Annotated in this window: 16 protein-coding genes; 1 reads left to right on the top strand and 15 read right to left on the bottom strand. The window is 63.4% G+C overall.

Annotated elements, in window-relative coordinates:
- Window positions 1-53: 53 nt before the first annotated feature.
- The 11 genes from glgX to MKZ91_RS25285 form a co-directional block, all read right to left on the bottom strand.
- Complete coding sequence (gene glgX, locus MKZ91_RS25335) at window positions 54-2,018, bottom strand: glycogen debranching protein GlgX (RefSeq protein ID WP_336173791.1); 1,965 nt, start codon at window positions 2,016-2,018, stop codon at window positions 54-56.
- 107 nt (window positions 2,019-2,125) lie between these two features.
- On the bottom strand, window positions 2,126-3,754 hold the full coding sequence (locus tag MKZ91_RS25330; protein ID WP_336173790.1) for an alpha-D-glucose phosphate-specific phosphoglucomutase: 1,629 nt from the start codon (window positions 3,752-3,754) through the stop codon (window positions 2,126-2,128).
- Window positions 3,755-3,760: 6 nt separating this feature from the next.
- Window positions 3,761-5,203, bottom strand: a complete 1,443-nt coding sequence (gene glgA, locus MKZ91_RS25325; RefSeq protein ID WP_336173789.1) for a glycogen synthase GlgA — start codon at window positions 5,201-5,203, stop codon at window positions 3,761-3,763.
- A gap of 7 nt (window positions 5,204-5,210) precedes the next feature.
- Entirely contained in the window at window positions 5,211-6,470 is a 1,260-nt protein-coding gene (gene glgC / locus MKZ91_RS25320; protein WP_336173788.1) for a glucose-1-phosphate adenylyltransferase, read from the bottom strand.
- A gap of 80 nt (window positions 6,471-6,550) precedes the next feature.
- Window positions 6,551-8,761, bottom strand: coding sequence for a 1,4-alpha-glucan branching protein GlgB (gene glgB / locus MKZ91_RS25315; protein WP_336173787.1), 2,211 nt, complete (start codon window positions 8,759-8,761; stop codon window positions 6,551-6,553).
- Window positions 8,758-11,220: a glycogen/starch/alpha-glucan phosphorylase gene (locus tag MKZ91_RS25310; protein WP_442892349.1), complete on the bottom strand. Its 2,463-nt coding sequence runs from the start codon at window positions 11,218-11,220 to the stop codon at window positions 8,758-8,760. Before MKZ91_RS25310 ends, glgB begins: the two co-directional genes overlap by 4 nt.
- Window positions 11,221-11,448: 228 nt before the next feature.
- On the bottom strand, window positions 11,449-12,699 hold the full coding sequence (locus MKZ91_RS25305) for a TadE/TadG family type IV pilus assembly protein (RefSeq protein ID WP_336173785.1): 1,251 nt from the start codon (window positions 12,697-12,699) through the stop codon (window positions 11,449-11,451).
- A gap of 178 nt (window positions 12,700-12,877) precedes the next feature.
- On the bottom strand, window positions 12,878-13,756 hold the full coding sequence (locus MKZ91_RS25300; RefSeq protein WP_336173856.1) for a transglutaminase family protein: 879 nt from the start codon (window positions 13,754-13,756) through the stop codon (window positions 12,878-12,880).
- 12 nt (window positions 13,757-13,768) lie between these two features.
- Entirely contained in the window at window positions 13,769-16,180 is a 2,412-nt protein-coding gene (locus MKZ91_RS25295) for a circularly permuted type 2 ATP-grasp protein (protein ID WP_336173784.1), read from the bottom strand.
- Window positions 16,181-19,507 (bottom strand): transglutaminase family protein, encoded by a 3,327-nt coding sequence (locus tag MKZ91_RS25290; protein WP_336173783.1) that lies wholly within the window; start codon window positions 19,505-19,507, stop codon window positions 16,181-16,183. It lies immediately after the preceding gene.
- Between the two features lie 161 nt (window positions 19,508-19,668).
- On the bottom strand, window positions 19,669-20,703 hold the full coding sequence (locus MKZ91_RS25285) for an aldo/keto reductase (RefSeq protein WP_336173782.1): 1,035 nt from the start codon (window positions 20,701-20,703) through the stop codon (window positions 19,669-19,671).
- A 133-nt stretch (window positions 20,704-20,836) separates the two neighbouring features.
- Between MKZ91_RS25285 and MKZ91_RS25280 the strand changes: the two genes are divergently transcribed.
- Window positions 20,837-21,745, top strand: a complete 909-nt coding sequence (locus MKZ91_RS25280; RefSeq protein ID WP_336173781.1) for a LysR family transcriptional regulator — start codon at window positions 20,837-20,839, stop codon at window positions 21,743-21,745.
- A gap of 28 nt (window positions 21,746-21,773) precedes the next feature.
- Here MKZ91_RS25280 and MKZ91_RS25275 read toward each other — a convergent pair whose 3' ends face one another.
- The 4 genes from MKZ91_RS25275 to MKZ91_RS25260 form a co-directional block, all read right to left on the bottom strand.
- Complete coding sequence (locus MKZ91_RS25275) at window positions 21,774-23,591, bottom strand: GGDEF domain-containing protein (protein ID WP_336173780.1); 1,818 nt, start codon at window positions 23,589-23,591, stop codon at window positions 21,774-21,776.
- A gap of 337 nt (window positions 23,592-23,928) precedes the next feature.
- Window positions 23,929-24,699: a VOC family protein gene (locus MKZ91_RS25270; protein ID WP_336173779.1), complete on the bottom strand. Its 771-nt coding sequence runs from the start codon at window positions 24,697-24,699 to the stop codon at window positions 23,929-23,931.
- A gap of 139 nt (window positions 24,700-24,838) precedes the next feature.
- Window positions 24,839-25,315 (bottom strand): DUF1579 domain-containing protein, encoded by a 477-nt coding sequence (locus MKZ91_RS25265; RefSeq protein WP_336173778.1) that lies wholly within the window; start codon window positions 25,313-25,315, stop codon window positions 24,839-24,841.
- Between the two features lie 99 nt (window positions 25,316-25,414).
- Window positions 25,415-26,143 (bottom strand): DUF899 domain-containing protein, encoded by a 729-nt coding sequence (locus MKZ91_RS25260; RefSeq protein WP_336173777.1) that lies wholly within the window; start codon window positions 26,141-26,143, stop codon window positions 25,415-25,417.
- Window positions 26,144-26,167: the final 24 nt, after the last annotated feature.

Genomic DNA, 26,167 nt, shown 5'->3' with positions numbered 1-26,167 from the left:
CCCCGCACGATCTATAGGCTCGCCCGTTGCAACCTGCAAGTGGTGGAAAAGCCTTAGAAAACCTCCACCAGGAAGGCGACGGACCGGGGCGCGACATGGTCCGGGATCGTAGGCGCTTCAAGCGCATCCTGCCACTTTCCGTCGATGCTGTCAGGAAGCCTGATGGGGTGGGGGGCGTGGCTGCGATTGATGACGACGGCAAGGCGTGTCGGCCGCTTCTGCAGCCGGTCACGGGTGGCGAGCACCATCATCAGATTGTCGGTTGCCGGATGCTCCCAGTCGCCGACGGTCATCAGGTGCCCGTCGAGGCGCCGCCATTCGACGTCGCCGCTTCCGGTCAGGAATGTGGTCTCTTCGAACACACTGAAGCGAGCGCGCATTGCCGACAGGGCAGCGGTGTGGGCAACGATTTCGTCATCCATCGTGGTCCAGTCGAGCCAGGTAATGCCGTTGTCCTGGCAATAGGCATTGTTGTTGCCCTTCTGGCTGCGCCCGCCTTCGTCTCCGGCGGTCAGCATGATCGCGCCGCGGGTGGAAAACAGTGTGCCGATGAGCGCCATCACATCGTGGCGTCGGGCCGCGAGGATATCTGGATCGGTGGTCGGACCCTCTGCGCCGTTGTTCCACGAATGGTTCTCGTTGTGGCCGTCGCGGTTTTCCTCGCCATTGGCTTCGTTGTGCTTGCCGGCATAAGAAACGATATCGGCGAGCGTGAAACCGTCATGGGCGGCGATGAAGTTGACCGTTCGCGTCCCGCTGTCGCCCCAACGGCCAAAACTGTTCGAAGAGCCCGCAAGGGCTGTCGCCAAGGCGCCGATCGAGTGGCGGTCACCGCGCCAGTAGATGCGGATGTCGTCGCGGGCGCGGTCGTTCCATTCAAGAAAGGGTGACGGGAAGTTACCGAGTTGGTAGCCGCCGGGGCCGATGTCCCAGGGCTCGGCAATGAGCACGCGGTCAGCAAGCAATGGATCGGCCGAGATCGCCTGGAAAAGTGAAGCATCGCGATGAAAGCCGCCCATGTCGCGGCCGAGGATCGAGGCGAGATCGAAGCGGAAGCCATCGACGCCGGCGGCGCGCACGAAATGGCGCAGACTGTCGAGGACCAGCGCCTCGACCACCGGATTGTCGCAGGCAATGGTGTTGCCGCAGCCGGTGTCGTTGATGAGTTCGCCCGGCCGGTCGGTGACGTGGCGGTAATAGGTCAGGTTGTCGAGGCCACGCATCGACAAGGTGGTGCCGAAGCGGTCGCTTTCGCCGGAGTGGTTGAAGACCAGATCGAGGATGACGCCGATGCCGGCCTTGCGCAGCGTCTCGACCGTCTTGCGCAACTCCTTGATGCCGCCCGGCACCAGGCGCGGATCGAGCGCCATCGGCGCGATCGGGTTGTAGCCCCAGCCATTCCTGAGCCCGAGCGGCGGCAGGTGGCGCTCGTCGATCCAGGCGACGATCGGCATCAGCTCGATTGTCGAGACGCCAAGACGCTTGAGGTGATCGATGATCACGGGTTCTGCGAGTGCCGCCACCGTGCCGCGCTTGGCCTCGGGCACTTCCGGATGCAGGATGGTGAAAGGCTTGACGGCGATCTCGTAGATCAGGCCGCCGGTGCGGAAGAGCGGGGCTTTCGGCTTGACCGATTTGACATCAGACACGATCGCCTTCGGCACGAGGTTGGCGGTCTCCTCGCCAAAGATCGTCAGGCGCGGATCATGCTGGAAGGGTCGGTCGAGTTCAACGGCATAGGGATCGACCAGCAGCTTGGACGGATCGAACCAGAGGCCGTGATCGGGCGAATAGACGCCATCGGCGCGGAAACCATACCGCGTTCCCTTCGGGGCGTCCTTGACCGTGAGGCTGTGAACGTCGCCGTTTCGTTCCATCGGCAGTTGCCGCAGTTGTTTGGCGCCGGACTTGTCGAACAGGCAGAGATCGATGCGGGCGGCATTGCGCGACCAGACCGAAAACACGGTGCCTTCAGGCGTAATGGTGGCTCCGAGGGGTGGATTTCCGATCGTCGTCATGAAAGCGGCCCTCTTGCTCAACGTATACGCCGCTCACCCCCTCTGCCCGGACATGGGGGAACGGTCGAAAGAAGAAGGGCCGCATGAAGCGGCCCTTGTGCAGTGTCTCAGGTGATCACGCTCGGCTCGGTACGGCCGGTGCGGGTCTTGATGCCGGCGATCTCGTCGGCAACGGCGATGAGGTCGGCGAGCGCTTCCTGGGTGTCGATGCCGTGACGTGCGGCATCCGGCTCGAAGCGCTCGATGTAGACGCGCAGCGTCGCGCCCGAGGTGCCGGTACCCGACAAGCGGAAGACGACGCGGGAACCGCCTTCGAACAGGATGCGGATGCCCTGGTTCTTGCTGACGGAATGGTCGACCGGGTCGTTGTAGGCAAAGTCGTCAGCCGTTTCGACCTTGAGCGCGCCGAAAGACTTGCCGGGAAGCGTGGCAAGCTGGTCGCGCAGGTTGGCCATCAGGCCGTTGGCTGCGTCGGAATCGACCTCTTCATAGTCGTGGCGTGAGTAGTAGTTGCGGCCGTAAGTCGCCCAGTGCTTCTCAACGATATCGAGCGCGCTTTCCTTGCGGGCGGCAAGGATGTTGAGCCAGAGCAGGACCGCCCAGAGGCCGTCCTTCTCGCGCACGTGGTTGGAGCCGGTGCCGGCACTTTCTTCGCCGCAGATCGTCGCCATGCCCTCGTCGAGCAGGTTGCCGAAGAATTTCCAGCCGGTCGGCGTTTCGTAGAGGCCGATCCCGAGCTTCTCGGCGACGCGGTCTGCAGCACCGCTGGTCGGCATCGAGCGAGCGATGCCGGCGATGCCCTTGGCATAGCCCGGCGCCAGGTGCGCGTTGGCGGCAAGCATGGCGAGGCTGTCGGATGGCGTGATGAAGATGCCGCGACCGATGACGAGATTGCGGTCGCCGTCACCGTCGGAGGCGGCGCCGAAATCAGGCGCGTCGGGCGCCATCATCGTTTCGTAGAGGGCGCGGGCATGCACCAGGTTCGGGTCGGGATGATGGCCGCCGAAGTCCGGCAGCGGAATGAAGTTCATCACCGAGCCCTTGGGCGCGCCAAGACGCTTCTCGATGATCTCCTTGGCGTAGGGACCGGTGACGGCGCTCATCGCATCGAAGACGACACGGAAGCCGCCCGAGATCAGCTTGCGGATGGCGCCGAAGTCAAACAGGCTCTCCATCAGTTCGGCATAATCCGCGACCGGATCGATGACGGTGACCGTCATGCCGTCGAGTTCCTGCGTGCCTTCGGCATCGAGGTTGATGTCGGCGACGTCGGAGATCTTGTAGCTGTCGATCACCTTGCTGCGGGCGAAGATCGCGTCGGTGATCTTTTCCGGCGCCGGGCCGCCATTGCCGATATTGTACTTGATGCCGAAATCTTCGGTCGGACCGCCGGGATTGTGGCTGGCGGAAAGCACGATGCCGCCGAAAGCCTTGTACTTGCGGATGACGTTGGAGGCGGCCGGCGTCGACAGGATGCCGCCGCGGCCGACGAGCACGCGGCCAAAGCCGTTGGCCGCTGCCATCTTGAGGGCAATCTGGATGACTTCGCGGTTGTAGTAGCGGCCGTCACCGCCGATCACCAGTGTCTCGCCCTGAAAGCCCTCGAGCGAATCGAAGATCGACTGGATGAAGTTCTCGGCATAGTTCTTCTGCTGGAAGACCGGGACCTTCTTGCGCAGCCCCGACGTGCCAGGCTTCTGGTCGCCATAGGGGGTTGTGGTAACCGTTCTTATCATGCTGACTTAACCTTTCCCGAGAAGACCGGAATATAGTGAGACGTAACGCTCGGCACTTGTGGCCCAGGAAACGTCCGATTTCATGCCCTGGGTCTGAATTTTCGCCCAGACCTTGGGCTCGCTGTATGCACGCAGCACGCGCCGGATCGCAAGTCGCAACCCGTCGCCATTGACAGGCGTGAATTGAAAGCCGGTAGCAACCTTGGCCGCAAGGCCTGCCTCGTTCGCGTCGATGATCGTATCGGCAAGACCGCCGGTACGGGCGACGACCGGTACGCAGCCGTAGCGCAGGCCATAGAGCTGGGTCAGGCCGCAGGGCTCGAACCGCGACGGAATGAGGATCGCGTCGGAGCCCGCCTGCATCAGGTGCGATAGCGGCTCGTTGTAGCCGGTGACCATGCCGATATGGCCGCGGTGGCGGGAGGCGGCGGCGAGAAGGGCGCCTTCAAGCGCCGCATCGCCGGAGCCGAGCACGACAAGCTTGCCGCCCATCGCGACGAGTTCGTCGGCGACTTCGGCGACGAGGTCCATGCCCTTTTGCCAGGTCAGCCGGCTGACGACGCAGAAGATCGGGCCGTTGCCTTTTTCGAGGCCGAAGCGTTCTTCGAGCGCCCGACGGTTGCCGGCGCGCTGCTTCAGTGTTGTGGCGCTGAAATGCTGGGCGATATGCGGGTCGGTCTGCGGGTCCCAGACATCGGCGTCAATGCCGTTGACGATGCCCGAGAGATCGGCGACGCGGCTCTTCAACAGACCTTCGAGACCCATGCCGAATTCGGGCGTCAGGATCTCCTGCGCATAGGAAGGGCTGACGGTGGTGACCGCGTCCGCCGTCTGCAGGCCGCCCTTCAGGAAGCCGACGTCGCCGTAATATTCGACGAATTGCATCGAAAAGGCTTCGGGAGGCAGCGCAAGCTCGGGGAAGACCGAAGCGCCGAACTGCCCCTGGAAGGCAATGTTGTGGATCGTCATGACCGTCGGTGTTTCGGTAGCGCGGCCGAAATGCATGTAGACGGGTGTCAGCGCCGTCTGCCAGTCGTGCGCATGGACGATATCGGGCTTCCAGCCAGGCACGACATCGCCGGCGGCAATTTCTGCGGCGGCCAGCGAAAGCGCTGCGAAGCGGCGAAAGTTGTCGGCATAGTCGAGGCCGGTCGCGTCGACGTAAGGGCCGCCGTCGCGATTGTAGAGTGCGGCCTGGTCGAGGATCAGAAGGTCGAGCCCGTCGATCTCGGCCGAAAGGACCGTGGCCGGATTGCCGAACAGGTTGTCGAAGGTGCTGATCTTCTTTTTCTTCTTCAGCTTCTGCAGCACGGCGGGATAGCCGGGCACCAGAGTGCGGGTTTTGACGCCGTGCGGCAAAAGCGCTGAGGGCAGCGCGCCGACGACATCGGCGAGCCCCCCGGTCTTGATCAGCGGATAGACTTCGGACGCAACGGACAGGACGTTCATGGAGTGCCTACATTCCCAGTTTGTCGATCATCGTTTGCGTGATCAGGCAGACGCCGTTTTCCGAACGCCGGAAACGCTTGGCATCGAGCTCCGGATCGTCGCCGACGACGAGGCCCTCCGGGATCACGACACGGCTGTCGATGACCACGTTACGCAGCGTCGCATGGCGACCGATCTTCACATCGGGAAGAACTACGGCATTCTCCAAACGGGAATATGAATTTACCCGGACGCCTGTGAACAACAGGCTGCGATTGAGTGCGGCGCCGGAAATGATGCAGTCGCCTGAGATGAGCGACGACGTTGCCGAGCCGCGGCGGTTCTCGTCGTCATGCACGAATTTCGCCGGCGGCTTGATCTCGGCAAAGGTCCAGATTGGCCAGGTGCTGTCGTAGATGTCGAGCTCGGGCGTCACGTGGGTGAGGTCGATATTGGCCTGCCAATAGGCGTCGATCGTGCCGACGTCGCGCCAATAGGCCTCGCGCTCGAAATCGGAGCGCACGCAGGACTGTGCAAACCGGTGGGCGACGGCTTTGCCGTTGTCGACGATGTAGGGGATGATGTCCTTGCCGAAGTCGCGGCTCGATTTCGGATCAGCAGCGTCGCGGCGCAGAAGATCCATCAGGAACTTCGTGTGGAAGACATAGATGCCCATGGAGGCAAGCGCCATGTCGGGATTGCCGGGAATGCCCGGCGGATCGGCGGGCTTCTCGACGAAGGCGATGATACGGTCCTTGTCGTCGACATGCATGACGCCGAAACCGGTCGCTTCCATGCGCGGCACTTCGAGGCAGCCGATGGTGACGTCGGCGCCGGAATCGACGTGCTGCTGCAGCATCAATTCGTAGTCCATCTTGTAAATATGGTCGCCGGCGAGGATCACCATGTACTCGACGCCGTGGTCCTCGATGATGTCGATGTTCTGATAGACCGCGTCGGCGGTGCCCTCGTACCACTGCGTTTCGGAAACGCGTTGGCTGGCCGGCAGGATGTCGAAGCTCTCGTTTCGCTCAGGCCGGAAGAAGTTCCAGCCGCGCTGCAGATGGCGGATCAGCGAGTGCGCCTTGTACTGGGTGGCAACGCCGATGCGGCGGATACCGGAGTTCAGCGCATTCGAAAGCGCGAAGTCGATGATGCGGGCCTTGCCGCCGAAATAGACGGCCGGTTTCGCCCGTCGGTCGGTCAGTTCCTTCAGACGGCTGCCGCGACCGCCAGCGAGAACATAGGCCATGGCATCACGTGCCAGAGGTTGCGTACGCTTTTCCACCGTTTGTCCTCCCCAAACATTGTCCTCGGGGTCGTCAAGGCGGCTTTCGGCGACACCTCGCGGCCCTCGAAATTGGCTGCTTATTCCTGTTCCAGCATCAGCGTCGCCAGAGGCGGCAGCGTGATGCTGGCCATTATCGCACCTGTGGTGTTCTTCTTGGCTTGAACGGCGCCGCCGTTGCCCTTGCCGCTTCCTCCGTAGATCTCCGCATCCGAATTGAGGATCTCCTTCCAGCGACCTTCGATCGGCAGCGGAACGCTGTAGTCTTCCCTATAGACGGGGGTGAAGTTGGTGATGACGGCGACCAGCTTCTCGCCGGGCGCTTTGCGCAACCAGGCAAAGACCGAATTGTCGCGGTCGTCGGCAAGGAGCCATTCGAAGCCGTCGCCCTCGCAGTCGCGGGCGTGCAATGCAGCCTTGGCGCGGTAGGTACCGTTGAGGTCACGCACCAGCCGCCGCATGCCCTCATGCAGGTGGTATTCGAGCAGGTTCCAGTCGAGCGCGCGCTCCTCGGACCATTCGCGCCACTGTGCGAACTCCTGGCCCATGAACAAAAGCTTCTTGCCGGGATAGCCCCACATGAAGGCGTAGTAGGCGCGAAGATTGGCAAACTTCTGCCAGTCGTCGCCGGCCATCTTGGCGATCAGCGAGCCCTTGCCGTGCACGACTTCGTCGTGCGACAGCGGCAAAACGAAGTTCTCGCTGAAAGCATAGAGCAGGCCGAAGGTCAGGTCGTTGTGGTGGAACTTGCGATGAACCGGCTCGCGCGACAGATATTGCAGCGTGTCGTGCATGAAGCCCATGTTCCACTTGAAGCCGAAGCCCAAACCGCCGGCGTGAACCGGATGGGAGACCTTCGGCCAGGATGTTGATTCCTCGGCGATCGTCAGGATGCCCTGGTGGATGCCGTAGATCTGGGTGTTCATCGTCTGCAGGAAGCGAACCGCTTCGAGGTTTTCGTTGCCGCCGTACTCATTCGGCACCCATTCGCCGTGCTTGCGCGAATAGTCGAGGTAGAGCATCGAGGCGACGGCATCGACGCGCAGGCCGTCGACATGGAATTTTTCCGCCCAGTAGAGCGCGTTGTTGACGAGGAACGACAGCACTTCCTGACGGCCGAAATTGTAGATCGCCGTGTTCCAGTCGGGGTGGAAGCCCTGGCGCGGGTCCTCATGCTCGTAAAGTGCTGTGCCGTCGAACCAGCGTAAGCCGTGTTCGTCGGTCGGGAAATGCGCTGGCACCCAGTCGAGGATGACGCCGATGCCGACCTTGTGGCAGCCGTTGACGAAACGGGCAAAACCTTCGGGCTCGCCGAAGCGCGCGGTCGGCGCATAGAGGCCGGTCGTCTGGTAGCCCCAGGACGGATCGAACGGGAATTCCGAGATCGGCAGGAACTCGATATGGGTGAAGCCCATGTCGACGCAGTAGGGGATCAGCCGGTCAGCGAGCTCGTCCCAGGAGAGCATCTCGCCATTGTCGCGGCGCTGCCAGGAGCCGGCATGCACCTCGTAGATCGAAATCGGCTGGCGCCGGGCGTCCGTCGAGGCCCAGTGCTTGCGGTGCGCCTCGTCGTCCCAGGTCTGCACGATCTCCGGCGTCGTCATCGAAGCGGTGTTGGGACGAAGCTCGGAGCGCCGGGCAAAGGGGTCGGCCTTCAGCGGCAGCAGCGTACCGTTGCGGTCGAGGATCTCGTATTTGTAAGCAAGGCCCGCCACGACCCCGGGAATGAAGATTTCCCAGATGCCGGTGTCGGCGCGCAGCCGCATGACGTGGCGCCGACCATCCCAGTCGTTGAACTGGCCGACGACCGAAACGCGTTTGGCGTTCGGTGCCCAGACGGCGAAATGATAGCCGCTCGCACCGTCATGCTCGATCGGATGGGCGCCCATCTTGTCGAAGAGGCGGAGATGCGAGCCCTCGCGGATGTAGTAGTCGTCCATCGGCCCGAGCACCGGACCGAAGCTGTAGGGATCGACCACCACCCACTCGCCACCCTGATTGCTGGCGCGGTAGCGCACCGGCTGGGGCTTTTTCAGCGACACGGGGCCTTCGAAGAAGCCGGCATCGTCACGCCGTTCGAGCGCGCCGAGTTCCTTGCCGGCCAGTGTTTCCACCGTCACGGCCTCGGCATCGGGAATGAAGCAGCGGGCAAAGAGCGCCTTGCCGGCGGGGTGCACGCCGAGGACCGCGAACGGGTCGTCGTGCGTGCCCTTGAGGATGGCCGCTATATCCGGCGCTGACAGCAGACCTGAAGCTGCGGGTTCCGGATCCTTGCCGGCCGAAGATGTCATCCGGCTCTCCAGATTTCTCCGGCATATTGCCGGATGGTGCGATCGGACGAGAACCAGCCCATCCGTGCGGTGTTGCGAACTGCCTGCGCGTACCATTCCGACGGCGTCGTCCAGAGCTGGTCGATCTCGCGCTGGGCCTTGGCATAGGCCTCGAAATCGGCGGCAACCATGAACCAGTCGTGATTGTAGAGCCCTTCGATAAGGCCGGAGAAGCGATTGCGGTCATCCGGCGAGAAGACGCCCGAGGCGATCGCCTGGAGCGCCTGCGACAGTTCACGCGATCCTTCGATAATGGCGCGGGGGTTGTGCCCTTCGGCCCGCGCCTTGGTCACCTCTTCGGCCGTCATGCCGAAGATCTTGATGTTTTCCTCGCCGATCCAGTCACGCATCTCGACATTGGCGCCGTCGAGCGTGCCGATCGTCAGCGCGCCGTTCAGCGCGAATTTCATGTTGCCGGTACCGGACGCTTCCATGCCGGCGGTCGAGATCTGCTCGGAGAGATCGGCGGCCGGAACCATGATCTCGGCGAGAGAGACGTTGTAGTTCGGCACGAAGACGATCTTGAGGAGACCACGCACCGCTGGGTCGTTGTTGACGACGCGGGCGACATCATTGGCAAGTTTGATGATCAGCTTGGCATTGTGGTAGCTCGGCGCCGCCTTGCCGGCGAAGAGCTTGACGCGCGGTACCCAGTCGAGTTCGGGATGCGAGCGGATCTGGTCATAGAGCGCCACAGCCTCGACGATGTTGAGGAGTTGGCGCTTGTACTCGTGGATGCGCTTGATCTGGATGTCGAACATCGCCGACGGATCGATCCGGATGCCGAGCCGGCTTTGGACGAGCTGGGCGAGGCGTACCTTGTTGGCGCGTTTGACGGCGGCGAAATGCTCCTGGAAGTCGGCCTTGTCCGCGAAGGCGTCGAGCGCTTGAAGAGCTTCGGTGTTGTCCATGAACTCGTCGCCGATCGCGTCGCGGATCAGCCCGAAGAGGCCAGGATTGCACTGCATCAGCCAGCGGCGCGGTGTGATGCCATTGGTCTTGTTGTTGATGCGATCAGGGTAGAGCTTGTGCAGGTCGGCAAAGACCGTTTCCTTCATCAGCTCCGTATGCAGCGCCGAAACGCCATTGATCGAGTGCGAGCCGACAAAGGCAAGGTTGCCCATGCGCACGCGCCGTTCGCCGCTTTCGTCGATCAGCGAGATGTTGCGGATCTCGTCGTCAGTCGCACCCTTCTGCTTACGCGCCTCGATCAGGATCTTGGCGTTGATCGCGTAGACGATCTGCATGTGGCGCGGCAACAGCCGCTCGATCAGCGGAACCGGCCAGCTTTCAAGTGCTTCCGGCAGAAGCGTATGGTTGGTGTAGGAGATCGTGCGGCGGGTGATGTCCCAGGCCTGCTCGAAATCGAGGCCGTGCAGGTCGGTCAGGAGCCGCACCAGTTCGGCAACCGAGATCGCCGGGTGGGTGTCGTTCAGCTGGATGGCGACGGCGTCCGGCAGCGAGGTGAAATCGGGGTATTGCTGCAGATGGCGGCGCAGGATGTCCTGCAGCGAGGCAGACGAGAAGAAATACTCCTGGCGCAGCCGTAGTTCCTGGCCGGCCGGCGTCGCGTCGGCGGGATAGAGAACGCGGGTCAGGCTTTCCGCCTTGTTGCTTTCTTTCAGCGCGCCGATGTGGTCGCCGGCGTTGAAGGCGGCCAGCAGGATCGGATCGATCGGCTGCGCCGTCCACAGGCGCAGCGTGTTGACGCGCTTTGCCCGCCAGCCGACGGCAGGCGTGTCGAAGGCCGTGGCAATGACGCGTTCGGCCGGTTTCCAGACGAAACGCTGGATTTCCTCGTCGATATTGGCGGTTTCGACGACCCCGCCGAAACCGATTTCGTAGGAGCTTTCGCGCCGTTCGAATTCCCAAGGGTTGCCATGGGCAAGCCAGGTTTCCGGTAGCTCCACCTGCCAGCCATCGGCCATCTGCTGGCGGAAGAGACCGTGCATATAGCGGATGCCGTAGCCATAGGCCGGTACGTCGACGGTCGCCATCGATTCCATGAAACAGGCGGCGAGACGGCCAAGGCCCCCGTTGCCGAGTGCCGCATCCGGCTCGAGTTGGGCGACGACGTCGATATCGACGCCGAGGGAGGCCAGCGCATCGCGCATCTCGTCCATCAGGCCGATATTGGTCATGGCGTCGCGCATCAGGCGGCCGATGAGGAACTCGAGCGAGAGGTAATAGACGCGCTTGGCACCGGTCGCGTAGGTCTTGCGGGTGGAGTCCATCCACTTGTCGGTGATGCGGTCGCGGGCGACCAGGATCGCCGCCGTCAGCCAGTCATGCGGCTTGGCGACCTTCGGGTCCTTGCCGATGCGGTACTTCAGACGTTCGAGGATTTCGACGGCGAGCTGGCCAGGTTCAGACGACCTTGGGGCGGGCTGCGGCACGTCGTTGGTGGAGAGCCTGTTCATCATGAAACTGTCTTTACCCTTTTGCGTTGGGAGGTCGCAGGCCGGATCCGACCGGGGATGGGGCAATTTATGCATCGATCCGAAGCGCTTGCAACAGATGTTTTTAAATGGATTAGACTTGCCTCAAGTGAACAGATCTCACCGGGCCGATCGGGCGCAATCCGGCGGGAAACGAAAAAAAAGCCACCCGGCGGAACCGGGCGGCGCAGAAGATCGGTAATCTGTTTTTTACTTCGTCAGGCGGGTCGCCATTGCCGAAGCCCGCTCGCCGATCGCCTTGAAGGCTGCGATCAGATCGGCTGCTTCTTCCGCCTGGAAGTAGTTGGCTTCAGTCGTGGCGCACGCCTTGAGCAGTGCCTTGCCGCGGTCAGGTGCCATGAAGGCGACGGTGTAGACCGTGACGTTGTTCTTTCGAGCCGTATCGCACCAGGTCAGCGTCATCGTGTCATCGCTGGTGTTGTTGTTGTCGCCATCGGTCATGAAGACGATGTACTTCGAGGGGACCTGGCCGTTCTTGGCCTTGTGAGCCGTATCCTCGGTCGTTGCGGTAACGCGGCCATAGGCTGTCTTAAACGCATTGCCCGATGCGGTGCCGCCCGTCGCAACGAGCTTGTTCACATAGGTCGAGGTTCCGGTGGTGCCCCAGTCGAGGGTGCCGGCGGTGTCCTGTGCAGAGTTGTAGGATATTGCTGCGGTTCGAACATAAAGCGTGCTCGGATCAGCGGTGTTCAACTGCTTGAGCAAGTCACCGACAGCGGTCTTCAACGCATCGACTTTCGTCACGTAGCAGGGGCTCGTTGCTGCCAGGTTGGGATACTTGCTCCAGTTCGCTTCCGTATAGTTCGGGCACGATGTTTTGGCCGTATTCTTCGTGTTGGTCTTCCAGGCCATGGAGCCCGAGCGGTCGAGCACCAGATACATCGACAGTGCGTTCTTGCTCTCGGTGGCGCTTTCGGCGGTGGCGAGGGTCTGAAGCTGGATCGATTTCGTGCCGAGCAGGCGCGTCATGGCGTTGAACTGCAGCGTCTGCTTGTTCAGGACCGTGACCTTGTAGGCCTTGCCGGTCGGGCCATTGGTGCTCTCTTCGATTTCGACGGTTGCCTGGTCGACTTCGGGCAGCTCCGGCGAAGCGATGGGCCCGCCACCCGACGCTGTCGTGCCCGTGCCGCTCTCGCCGCCGCCGAGGTCGTCGACGGTGCTGCTACCCGACTGGGCCTTGAGGAAGGCTTCCGCGATCTCCTTGGCCTTGGCGATCGTCGGTGGATCCTTCGAAACGAGGGAAGACGCAGCCGCGAGAGCCGCGGCATCGGCCGCGTCCTGCATGCGGGTCTTGGTCGCCATCATGTCGGCCATGTCGATCGCGACACCTCCGGCTGCCAGGATCAGAGGCGTAGCCACTGCCGCCATCACACCGAAATTGCCACTCCGGTCCTTCAACATAGCCAAGAAGGACCGGCTTACCGTGGATCGTCTTCCCATCTTTGCACACCCCAAAGGAAACACGTTGCAAGCTTGGGGCGACAATAGGGGTGATGCCTTACGATATCGTTCCTGCGATAGCTGCAATTTTAACGGAATGCAGGAAATCCAGCGGTTACAGCGGGTTCCGCGGTGTTTGCCCTGTCCGGAAACGGGAACGGGCCTGTGTCAATTCGGGTCACGATACCGGAATGACGTCGACGGCCTGCTTTGTTGTCTGGCTGCCGTAGCTTTTCAGGACCCCGATCACCGGTGCGACGTCGCCGTAATCGCGGCCATGACCGACGACGATATGGTCGGTGCCGGCGGGAATATTGTTGGTCGGATCGAGCTCGAGCCACCCAGCGGTTGTGCCGCACCAGACGCGCACCCAGGCGTGCATGGCGTCGGCGCCTTCCAGGCGTTCCTTGCCCGGTGGCGGAATTGTCCTTAAGAACCCACTAACATAGCCGGCGGGAATGCCAAGGCTTCTAAGCGCCACGATCATCACATGGGTGAAATCCTGGCAGACGCCGCGCTTCAGCTTGAAGGCCTCGGCGGGCGTCGTATTCACCGTTGTCGCCTCGCCATCATAGACGAAGTCCCCGTGGATCCGCTCGCACAGAGCGACCGCAATCTGGCGAATGGTCATCGTATCGGTGGCGATGTCACGTGCATAGGCGGCAATCGCCGGAACCTCCGGCAGGAACGGGCTCGGCCCAGTGAAGTGGTGCGGCGCCTCGCAGCCGACGGACCAGCAGGCGGCAAGCTCGCCCGGCAGCCCCTCGAGCCTTGGTGAAAAATCGGCGGTCAGGAGCTGTGGTTCGACCTGGACCCGCGCCTGCATGCGGATGGTCAGATCGCCGTGCGAGGAGCGGAACAGGATCGAGGTAAAGGGGTTGGCAAAGAAGTCGACACTTTCGGCGCGCTCGGCTGGCATCGGCTGGCAACTCAGCGAACCGACGACGAGGCGTTGCCGGCCGGGAAGGGTTGCCGGCATCACGCGCACGAGATGGCGGCCGCCGGAGACCGGGACTTCATAGTCGTAGGTGATCTTCAGGCTGATATCGTAAAGCATCGCCATCGCGCTCTAGCCAAGATAGGTTCGTGCCAGCAGATCGGACAGACCTTCGAGGTCGCGCTCAAGCCGGTTGTAGACACCGAGGTTCATTGCCTCCGGCGTCATGACGGCGAGGCTTGAATGCAGGCGCATGGCCTCGCGGTAGAAGGGCGACATCTGCCCGTTGACGAAGGCGTTCGGCAACAATTCCACCTCGGTCTTGATTTCGTTCAATTGGTAGAGAACCGAGCGCGGGTTCAGCGGGTCAAGCGCCAGAAGGTCGGTGACGGTCAGCGCTGCCGTGCTCACATTGTAGCGGCGACGATGGGTCATGACGCTATCGCCGATTTCGAGCAGCATGTCATAGGCACCGTCGGGCGCATCCGGGCCCGACATGTGGCCGAGCAGCCGCGTCATGTGAAGGCCGCGTTCGATGTAGCGGCCGATCGACAGGAAGCGCCAGCCGGTGAAGCGGTACATGTTTTCGTGCACCAGACCAGCAAAGCCCGCGAGCTTGCGCAGGAGCACGGTCATCGCCCGCGTGGCATCGTCGCCGGATTGCACCGTTGCATGGAACTTGCGCGCCGTCAGCGACAGGTCGTTGAGCGCCAGCCAGCCGTCCGGCGAAAACCGGTCGCGGATGTTGCCGGCGCTGAAGAGGGCGCTCGATATGTTGGCAAGCAGGCTGTCAGGCACCGCCTGTCGGGTGTCGATGTCGAGCGCTGCCAGATAGTCACTGACGTCTTTCAAGAGCGGCAGATCAGGATTGGCGGTTTCGGCGAAGCGGCCATGCCAGGCGCGCAGGATGCGCAGCGCCCCTTCGGCGCGCTCGATATAGCGCCCGAGCCAGAAGAGGTTGTCGGCCGCCCGGCTTGGCAGGCTTCCCGGCATGTTGCGGGTGAAGCTTTCTTCGGCCGGAAGCAGCGTGGTGCGCTCGACCGGGCGCTCGCTGACGATCCAGACATCGGCAGCGGTGCCGCCGGCCTGCATGGCAATCGCCGCGACATCGTCGCCGGAGCCGATGCGGGCGAAGCCCCCAGGCATGATCTGCCAGCCGTCGCGGGTGCGGGCGGCAAAGACGCGCAGGCTCATGGGGCGCGGCGTCAGCCGGCCGCGCACCCAGGCGGGCGTGGTCGAAAGGGTGACGACTTCCTGGCCGACGAGCTTGCCGCCTTCAGCGCCCAGCCAGTCGGCAATGGCGGCGCGCGCCGGCTCATCGAGGGAGGCGCCGAGCACGGACTGGCCGTTGTCGTCGAAGAAGGGGCGTGTCGCATAGGCCGGGCCGATGACCATGCGGTCGAGGTCGGCGGCGACCTGCTCACGTTCAGCTTGCTGGCCGCACCACCAGGTGGCGATCGAAGGCAAATGCTGTTCCTCACCGAGCAGATGGCGACAGATCGCCGGCAGGAAAGCGAGGAAGGCGCGCGTCTCGACAATGCCGGTGCCGAGCGCATTGACGATCGAGACGGAACCGGCCCGGAGCGCCTCGACGATGCCGGGCGTGCCGATATGCGAGGACTGATTGAGCTCCAGCGGATCGGCGAAGGCGGCATCAAGGCGGCGCCAGAGCACGCCCACGGGCTTGAGGCCGGCGACGGTGCGCACCATCACCCGGCCGCCGACGACCGTCAGGTCTTCGCCTTCCAGCAGCATGAAGCCGAGATAGCGGGCGATATAGGCGTGCTCGAAATAGGTCTCGTTGGCGATGCCGGGCGAAAGCACGGCGATGCGGTCGTCCGGATGCAGCTTGCGGCTCTGGAGCGTCTCGCGAAACTCGCCGAAAAAGCCAGCCAGCCGGTGAACGTGGGTTTCCGCATAGAGATTGGAGAAGGCACGCGTGGTCGCGACGCGGTTCTCGAGCGCGAAGCCGGCGCCGGACGGCGCCTCGGTGCGATCCGACAGCACCCACCAATTGCCGTCGGGGCCGCGGCCGATCTCGAAGGAGACGAAGTGCAGGAAATGGCCGTCGGCCGGCTTCACGCCGACGAGCGGGCGCAGGAATTCCGGATTGGAGGCCACCAGCGCCGGCGGCAGCAGCCCCTCGCGCACCAGCCGGTTCTCGCCGTAGATGTCGGCGACCACCTTCTCCAGCAGTTCGGCGCGTTGCACGAGCCCTTCAGAAACCGTCGCCCATTCCTTCTCGTCGATCAGGACCGGGATGTGCGACAGCGGCCAGCTTCGCTCGGCGTTCTCCTTGGCGCCATAGACGCGGTAGAAGACGCCGGCGTCGCGCAGGTAGCGGTCGGCGCGGGCAAAACGGTTGGCGAGCTCGGTTTCGTCGAGCCGTCCCAATGTCGCAAGCAGCCGCTGCCACACAGGGCGGACATTGCCCTCCTGGTCGAGCATTTCGTCTGCGATGCCTGGAAGCGCGCGGTAGCCGAAGACCGGATCGTCTTCGGTGGCCCGGTGGTGATTTGCGGCCGCTATCTGCTTCTTCGCCATTTACGCTCCTGGCGGACGCCTGAGATCAAGCGTCATCGGGAATTCCATCGACGGGCTTTCCGGGCGAAGCGGGTATCCTCCTGGCGTTTGCCCCCAGGGCTCGAACCGCGCCAGGCGCCGTGCCTCCGCCTCGTTGCCGTTGACAGGAAACGTGTCGTAGTTGCGCCCACCCGGATGAGCGACGTGGTAGACGCATCCGCCAATCGCCCGATTCGACCATGTATCATAGATATCGAATGTAAGGGGAGTGTTGACCGGCAGGACCGGATGCAGGCCCGAGGCCGGCTGCCAGGCCTTGTAGCGCACGCCGGCGACCGCTGACCCGTTGGATCCGGTGCGTGTCAGAGGTACCGGCCGACCGTTGCAGGCAACCGCATAGCGCTCGGGATTGGCGGTATCGAGCTTGACCTGCAGCCGTTCGACCGAACTGTCGACATAGCGTACGGTGCCGCCGATCGCGCCCTGTTCGCCCATCACGTGCCAGGGTTCCAACGCCTGGCGGATCTCCAGCTTTGCTCCCTGGTATTCGACCTCGCCGCAGAAGGGGAAACGGAACTCGAGCTGGGCCTCGAACCATTCGGGCTTCAGATCGAAGCCATGGGCCCTGAGATCGGCGAGCACTTCAAGAAAATCCTGCCAGACGTGATGCGGCAGCATGAAGCGATCATGCAGGGCCGTGCCCCAGCGCACGAAGCGGCCATCAACAGGGTGTTTCCAGAATCGGGCGATCAAGGCGCGCACCAGCAATTGCTGGGCGAGCGACATGCGGGCGTTCGGCGGCATCTCGAAGCCGCGGAACTCGACGAGACCGAGGCGGCCGGTCGGACCATCGGGCGAAAACAGCTTGTCGATGCAGATTTCCGCCCGGTGGGTGTTGCCGGTAACGTCGACGAGCAGGTTGCGGAACAGCCGGTCGATGAGCCAGGGCAGCGGCGGCGGTGTCGCCGAACCCGGCATCGGCACCTGGGCAAGTGCGATTTCGAGCTCGTAGAGACTGTCGTGCCGGGCCTCGTCGATGCGCGGCGCCTGCGAGGTCGGGCCGATGAAGAGACCGGAGAACAGGTAGGAAAGCGACGGGTGCCGTTGCCAGTGCAGCACCATGCTCTTCAGAAGGTCCGGGCGGCGCAGGAACGGGCTGTCATTGGGGTTGGCGCCACCGACGACCACGTGGTTGCCGCCACCGGTGCCGGTGTGGCGACCATCGATCATGAACTTGTCGGCACCGAGGCGGCTCTGGCGCGCCTCCTCGTAGATCGCGGTCGTGATGTCGACACAGTCCTGCCAATGGGCGGCCGGGTGAATGTTGACCTCGATCACGCCCGGGTCCGGTGCGACGCGGATGACATTGATGCGCTCGTCCTGCGGCGGGGCGTAACCCTCGATATGCACCGGCAGGCCGATGGCTGCCGCTGCCCTTTCGGCGGACGCGATCAGGTCGAGATATTCTTCGATGCTCGTCGTCGGCGGCATGAAGACGCAGAGCCTGCCGTCGCGCGGCTCGACGCTGATGGCGGTGCGCACCAGGCCGGCGATCTCATCGCGGGGTGCGGGGAGAGGCGATTCCGGAACCTCCGCGGGCTGGAACCGCGCGTGCTGTGGCCGGCCGCTGTCTTCGGAGAAATCCGGCAGGTCGTCGCGCGAAACGGTCGGATCGACCGGGTTGATATAGGGAAACCAGGACGGGGAGATGTAGGGCAGCGCGCCGAGTGGCAGCCGGTACCCGACCGGGCTGTCACCGGGTACCAGGAAGATCTTGCCGCGCCGGGTGCTCCACCTTTCGCTCATCCATTGCCGCCCGGTGGCGCGGGCGTTCCAGGCCTGGACCGGCAGCACGTAGCCGGTCGGCGACGTCAGGCCGCGCTCGAAGACGCGCGCCATGCGGCTGCGCTCCTCCGGGTCCTTGAGTTTCGAGTTGGCGGGATCGACATTGTCGGGGAGGTTTGCCTCCTTGAGCAACCATTCGGCCGGGTCCTCGAATGCCGGCACGACCATGTCGGCGGCGACATTGAGTTCGCCGGCGATCGCCTTCAGCAGCCGTTCGGCATCCTTTTCGGTGACGTCATGGCGGCCGGCTTCCTCGGCAATCAGGTCCGGGCGACGCCAGATCGGCACGCGGTCCTTGCGCCAGTAGAGCGAGAAGGTCCAGCGCGGCAGGCTCTCGCCCGGATACCATTTGCCCTGGCCGTAGTGCAGGAAGCCGCCGGGGGCGAAGCGCTCGCGCAGGCGGCGAATGAGGTCGTCTGCCTTTTCGCGCTTGGTCGGTCCAACCGCGGCGGTGTTCCATTCTTCGGACTCGAAGTCATCGATCGAAACGAAGGTCGGCTCCCCGCCCATCGTCAGCCGGATGTCGTTTTCCTGAAGCACCCGGTCGACTTCGCCACCAAGCGCGTTCAGCGCCTCCCAGCTCTCGTCGGAAAACGGCTTGGTGATGCGCGGATGCTCGGCCACGCGCGTGACCTTCATGTCGAAGGCAAAGTCGGTGCGGGTGTCGGGGTCGCCGAAGAAGCCGCCGGAGATGGGGGCTGCGTTGCGGTAGTGCGGGGTTGCCGCAAGCGGGATGTGGCTCTCGCCGGTCAACAGGCCCGAGGTGGGGTCGAGCCCGACCCAGCCGGCGCCGGGCAGATAGACTTCCGCCCAGGCATGCAGATCGGTGAAGTCGTGGTCGGTGCCGGAGGGGCCGTCGAGGGCTTTAAGATCCGGCGTCAGCTGAATGAGATAGCCGGAGACGAAGCGGGCGGCAAAACCGAGATTGCGCAGGATCTGGACAAGCAGCCAGCTCGAGTCACGACATGAGCCTCGGGCCGACGTCAGCGTGTCCTCCGGCGTCTGGACGCCCGGTTCCATGCGGATGACGTAGCCGACGTCGTGCTGCAGGCGGGCGTTCAGCCCGACCACCATGTCGATGGTCCGTTGGCGGGAGCGGTCGACCGTCGCCATGAAGGCGGTAAGCGCTGGTCCCATCGGCTCCGGCGTCATGTAGATCCTGAGATCGTCGCTGAGATCATCCGGGTAGGAAAACGGCCAGTGCTCGGCTTCTTCTTCAACGAAAAAGTCGAAGGGATTGTAGACCGTCATGTCGGCGACAAGGTCGACTTCGATCTTCAGTTCGCTCACCGGATCGGGAAAGACGAAGCGAGCAAGGTAGTTGCCGTAGGGGTCCTGCTGCAGATTGACGAAATGATTGCCGGGCGAAACCTTCAGCGAGTGGCTGATGACCTTGGTCTTGGAATGGGCCGCCGGCTTCAGCCGGATGATCTGCGGCGACAGCCTTATGGGACGGTCATAGGTATAGTGGGTCAGGTGATAGATACTGGCCTTGATCGACATGCCGGATTTGATCCCCTTGGTGGTGGGTCTGACGCCCCCATCGGCATGAAGTTTGTGCAATGCAAATCGAGAATGCAAGCGCGAAAGCGCGCCGGGAAAATCGAGGCGCCGCAATACCTTCGCACGCCGCTGTGTGGCGTGCGAAAGCGCTCTCGTGACGATCAGACGATCGGCGGGTTGATCCGCGCGAACCCTTCCTGGCGATAATAGGGGAAATAGGGATAGGCGGGCGTCGTCCTGCTTGCCTCGTCCAGCCGGGCAATCTGTTCCGGCGACAAAGACCAGCCGACGGCACCGAGGTTCTGGCGCAGCTGCGCCTCGTTGCGGGCGCCGATGATCACGCTCGACACCGTCGGGCGCTGCAGGAGCCAGTTGATGGCGATCTGCGGGACGGTCTTGCCGGTTTCTTCCGCGAGTTGATCGAGCACGTCGACGACATCGTAAAGCTTCTCGTCGTCAACCGGTGGGCCGAAGGTAGCCGTGTCGTGCAGGCGGCTGCCTTCAGGCCAGGGCTGGCCGCGCCGGATCTTGCCGGTGAGGCGGCCCCAGCCGAGCGGGCTCCAGACGAGTGCGCCGACGCCCTGGTCGGCGGCAAGCGGCATCAACTCCCACTCATAGTCGCGACCGACGAGCGAATAATAGACCTGGTGGGCGACGTGGCGGACGAGACCGTGCTTGTCGGAAGCTGCCAGCGATTTCATCAATTGCCAGCCGGCAAAGTTGGAGGCGCCGACGTAGCGCAGCTTGCCGGCCTGAACGAGGCCGTCGAGGGTCGACAGCACTTCCTCGACCGGCGTACCGGCGTCGAAGGCATGCAGTTGCAAGAGGTCGATATAGTCGGTGCCGAGCCGTCTGAGAGCATCGTCGACGCCCTTGATAAGGCGCGCGCGCGAGGTGCCGGCGTCGTTCGGTCCATCGCCCATCGGTAGCGCGATCTTGGTGGAGATCAGGACGGCATCGCGTCGCCCCTTGATGGCGGCGCCGAGCACCGTTTCGGAGGCGCCGTCCGAATAGACATCGGCAGTGTCGAAAAGGTTGACGCCGGCTTCGAGCGAAATGTCGATCAGCCGTCGCGCCTCGGCTTCGCCGCTGTTGCCCCAGGCGCTGAAGAGCGGCCCCTTGCCGCCGAAGGTTCCCGCGCCGAAGCTCAAGGCCGACACCTTCAGTCCTGATGATCCAAGCCGTCTGTATTCCATCGTTCAAGCTCCTCGTTGGTTCTGTTTCTCCAGCGAGCCCGGTGTTTGTGCCTCGCTGTTACGAGGAAGGTGGTGCTGCCCGCATTTGCGATGTAGATCTCATGAAGGAACATCATTTGTGAGTTGAAGTCACATGTCACGATTACCGGTGAACCGGTCGGGAGAGATGGCGGTTTTTGCCAGGGTGGTAGAGCTTGGCGGCTTCTCCGCGGCGGCCAGGCTTTGCTGCATGACGCCATCGGCGGTCAGCAAGCTCGTCCAGCGGCTGGAGGAGAGGCTTGGCGTCCGGCTCGTCAATCGGTCGACGCGGCGGCTGCAGCTGACGGCGGAAGGCTGTGCCTTCTACGAGCGGGCCGTGCGCATCCTTGCCGACATCGACGAAGCCGAACGGCTGGCGGGTGCCGGCGAAACGCCGGAGGGACGGGTGCGGCTCAATCTCAGTGCCTCCTACGCGGCCCATGTGCTGATGCCGGTCCTGCCGGAATTTCTGTCGGCATTTCCATCCGTTTCACTCGATATTCTGCAGACGGACGCCGTCGTCGACCTGATGCAGGAGCGCGTCGATATCGCCGTGCGCGCCGGTCCACTCAAGACCTCGGGCCTGATCGCGCGCAAGCTCGGCACGACTTCGATGACGATCGTTGGCGCTCCGTCCTACCTTGAACGCTTCGGCGTTCCCGGCGATGTCGAGGATCTCGAGGCGCACAATCGGCTGAGCCACAGCTACCAGCGAGCGGTTGACGGATGGCCGCTGCTGTCGAACGGCGAGCAGGTATCCATGCCACCGACGGAACGGGTGCGAGTGAGCGACGGCGAGGGATTGCGCCTCCTTGCCCTTGCCGGCGTTGGCCTCGCCCGGCTTCCAACGTTCATGGTCAAGGCGGATATCCGTGACGGTCGTCTGCTGCCGCTCACCGAGCACTTGAACCCCGGCGACACCGAAACGTTCCACGCCGTGTTTCATGGCCAGGGCGGGGCTTTACCTGCCCGCGTGCGGGTCGTGCTTGATTTTCTGGCAAGCCGGGCTCGGGTTTCAGCCTAGAACCGGGCGATGCTGGAGAAACGCCGGCTTACATCTTTCCGGAAGCGGTCCTTGCAAGGCGCGGGCGCGTGTCCTCCACAGGTCGACCGCAGACGCGGTTGCGGCCCTCGGACTTGGCGCGATAGAGTTCCGTGTCTGCGCTTTCGATCAGGCGCTTCCAGGCGCCATTGACACTCCTGCCGTCGGCGACGCCGAAGCTCGCGGTCACGTTCAGCTCCTGGCCATCGGCAAGGACGATGGGGGTGCGGGCGACGTTCGCCCTGATGCGTTCGGCAAGCGCAAGCGCCGACTCGATGTTGTCGCCAGGGGTGATGACGGCGAATTCCTCGCCGCCAAAGCGGGCGACGAGATCGGAGTTGCGCACCGAATTGCGGATGATGCGGGCGATCTCCTTGAGCACGATGTCACCGACCAGGTGGCCGTGAGTGTCGTTGATCTGCTTGAAATGGTCGATGTCCATCAGGATCAGACAGGCATCCTGGTCCTTGCCAGCCATCTCCTCGGCACCGCCGATGAGTTCGAGCGCGCGGCGATTGAGCAGGCCGGTTAGCTCATCCGTTTCCGCCTGCCGTTCGAGATGCTGCATCAAGAGCGTGCGCTCATCGAGGCGCTGGCGAAGCACGTCGATGGCGTCGAACAGCCGACCCATCTCGCCTTCGCCGCCCTTGCCCTGAAGGCGCGCGATCGGGCGATCGTTGGCAAGTTCGATGATGCTGTGGCGGGCAAGCAGCAGCGGCTCGAACACCAGTGAGCGGGCGCGGCGCATGAGGACGATGAGGACGAGGAACAGGGCTAAGGTCGCAAGGCTGGCGATCGCGAGCTTGATCGACGCCCTCGTCTTGTTGGCGGAGAGCCGCTCGACGGTCGCGTCCATGAAGGCGCGTCGCAGCTCTTCGAGCGGCTTCATCTTGGGCACGTAACGGTCGGTGAGCTGCTCGGCCGTCATCGGGTAGGCGCCGGAGTGCCTGCCGACGGCGACGATGTTGTCGATGATTGCGAAACCCTCGCCGAAGAACTCATGGTCGATCCGGGCGAGATCGCCGATATTGGCTGGCTTCAGGCCGGGCAAGGCGCCTGGCTTGCCGACGACAGACCAGATTTCCTGCAGCCGACCGCGCGTGCGCTCGCTGTCGGCGATGTTTTTCGCGATCAGCGGCTTGCCGACTGCGACCGGCGCCATGACCTGTGACGCCAGCCGGCCGCCGTCCTCGCGCAGATTGGCGAGCATCTGGGCGGCCAGTGCGATGCCAGCGAGGTTCGGGTCGGTGTTGGTCAGCCGTTGAATGTTCCAGTCGATCGCCGGGCGAAGCGCGTCGACGACCCCGAACATGGCTTCGATCGTTGCCTGGATTTCGGCAAGGTCACGTCGTTCGGCCGGGAGTGCTGCGATACGGTCGACCTCTGCGCGCGCGAGCATCAGGCGGCGGCGCACCTCGACGAGAATGGGCGAGAGGGCGTCGGCCGGTTCGGTGCGGCTGGCGTTGTCGATAGCGGCGGTGATCTCGGCAAGCGCTGCATCGCTTCTTGCACGAAACTCGGTCAGGCGGGCCTGGACCGGCGAGCCGGGCGCAACGCCGATGCCAAGCACGCCATTGGACGGGCCGCGTTCGGCCGACAGGTAGTTGGCGGCATCAAGCACGCGGCAAAAGGCCACGACTTCGATCAGGTTGCGCCGGGCGACGACGAAATCGCTGTAGGATGCCGCGATGATCTCGGTGGCCAGGACCCCGGTGCAGGCAACGACGATCGCGAGCAGCCATTGGAGCTTGCGGCGCAACGCCCGGGACGTGCGCGCTTCCGCAACACCCGCCTTCCGGGGCGTGTCCTTGCCGCCTTCGTTGCTCATGTGCGTGAAGTTGCTCCACTCATGTCGCCGCTCGTTGCTTTGGCAGTCACGACAATTCTTGCTCTCGGCAAGAAACCCATCCGAAATCAGTGTGCTCGTCGCCCCTGTTATCGTATAAGGTGTTAAATATCCTTGAAATACCCTGAAATACTAGGGGCTTTGCCGCAACCGAGGGATGCGCGGGGCGCAGGGCCGGGGCGTGTCACCGTCCAGCGTCGCGCTTGCGCCTGCCGTCGTCCACGGGAAAGGCCCGCGCCGTGCAGGACGCGGGCCTTGATTGCTCCTGTCGTGCTTCCACGACAGCCGGCCGGGATCTACCCGGTCCGGTGCGAGGTGGTTAGCGCTTCGGTGCCACGAGGGCGAAGAGGGCGCCTTGCGGATCGAGTGCCTGAACGATCCAGGCGCTGCCCGGAACTTCCATCGGTTCAAGCACGATCTTGCCGCCACCCGCCTTGATGCGTTCGATGGAGGCATCGAGCGCGGGCACGCCGATGTAATAGAGCCAGTAGGGGGAGGGGACCTCCTTCGACTTGGTCATCATCCCGCCGATCTGGGCGCCGTTCCAGGCAAAGATCTGGTAGACACCCATGTCGCCCATGTCCATGCCCTGGTCCTTCGTCCAGCCGAAGAGGTCGGCATAGAAGGGGAACTCGGTGTCGAGATCGCCGGCAGCCAGTTCATGCCAGCCGACGGAACCCGCCGCCATCGGGTCGGCCGCCGGTGGCGGCTCGCCGATGCCCTTGAAGATGGCAAACACGGCTCCATGCGGATCGGCAACGATGGCAAACCGCCCTATACCCGGAATATCATCCGGCGCCCGATGCACCTTGCCGCCCTTGCCGGCGATTTTGGCGGCGGTTGCATCGACGTCATCGACGCCGACATAGCCGAGCCAGGCCGGTGGCACCTTCATTTCAAGAGCGCCCTCCGGCATTGTCATCAGGCCGGCGACCTGTCGCTCGCCGACGTTGAAAAGCGTGTATCTGATCCCGGGCATGCCGGAATCGCGGGCGTCCCATCCCACAACGTCGGTGTAGAATTTTTCGGCCGCATCCATGTCTGTCGTCATCAGTTCGTACCAGACGAACTTGCCATGCTGACCTGTCATTGCCTTTCCTTCCCTCCGTTTTAATGTGGTGAAACGTGGCGCTCCGCGCCGATCGACTGTCTCTTCAAAGGCACGTAAGAACCGCGGGCGGCGCGTTCATGCACATCTCTTCTCCTCGCGTAGTAACGCGCAAGGGTGCCTAGTCACGGCGCGTGTACTGCGCCGACATGATGTCCCTCCAGCTTCCGTCGGCCGTCAGAACCTGCGCCTTGAGTTGACGGCGCGAATGGTCGACAAGCGTGATGATGTCGCGATATCGCGCCATCCTGCCGGGTGTTTCGAAATCCGGCCCCTCGCAATTGAGGGACAGGGATCTGCCTTCGGCGTCCAGTTCACCGTCATAGAGCCACATGTGGGTCATCATCGATCCGACCCAGGTGCCGACATAGCGTTTGGTCTGAGGATTGAAGCCGAGCGTCATCAGCGTCTGGCCGAAACTGCCACCGGGCATGGTTCCCTGGCCTTCACAGACGATCCAGAGGCCCTGAAGGGAGCGCACGTGCTCACTCCAGGGGCCGCTTCCGTCGGGCTCTCCGTCAGGTCCAGAGGTGCTGACCTGCCAGTCGCCGAGCAACTGCTCGAGCCAGCGATGCGCTTCTTCCGGTTCTGCTTTCACGGGATTTCCTTTTCGGCAGGCGCCGGACGTCGTGCCGACGCGCAGGCGTTCTCGAAACTCTTTTCGCGGACAAAAGGTTCCGCCCGTCAAGCACGCGGCCTAGCCAGCCTTGCGTTTCGGGTCCTCATCGTATTCGTCGTGGCGGCGCACGAAGTCCATCGTCCCGTCCTCGTTGCGACCCTTTGGCGCGCGGTCGAGCAGCATCAGCGTGCCGGCCAGTTCCTCCAGGCCACGGGCATAGGTCGAATAGGTGTGATAGACGGTGCCGTCCTCGGCCTTCTGAAAGGCGCTCAGCCCCGGCAATTCCTCGTGGGCGCTGGCGCTGTCGATTTCGGCGAATTTGTAGGCGACCTTGCCGCTTGCCAGTTCCTTGGGCGAGAACGCCGCGTGGAAATCACGGTTGAAGCTGTTGCCTGCCGCAGAGACCCACGGGAAGTCCCAGCCCATGCGCTTCCTGTACGCTTCGATTTTTGCCAGCGACGCATTCGACGCGGCAATCAGCGTTACGTCGTGGTGATTGAGGTGCGGCAGCATGCCGCCAAAGTGATCAACGAGGAAGGAACAGCCCGGGCAGCCAGCCTCCCAGGTTGGACCGAACATGAAGTGGTAGACGACGAGCTGACTGCGGCCGTCGAAGAGATCGGCAAGCGTCCTGCGCCCAGCGGGTGTATCGAAGATGTAGGTGTCTTGCATCTTCACCCAGGGCAGCGCCAGGCGGGCGGCGTTGACCTTGTCACGCAGGTGGGTGTGTTCCTTTTCAAGCGCGAGCAGCTCCTTGCGCGCCTCCAGCCACTCTCCCGGTGATACGATTGCCGGATCCTGTCTCATGCCCGTTCCTCCTTCCAACGTCGC

The organism is Ensifer sp. MJa1 (assembly GCF_037026475.1).
Taxonomy (GTDB): domain Bacteria; phylum Pseudomonadota; class Alphaproteobacteria; order Rhizobiales; family Rhizobiaceae; genus Ensifer.
Note: the sequence above shows the minus strand (reverse complement) of the source record. Positions and strands in the feature narration are given on the sequence as shown.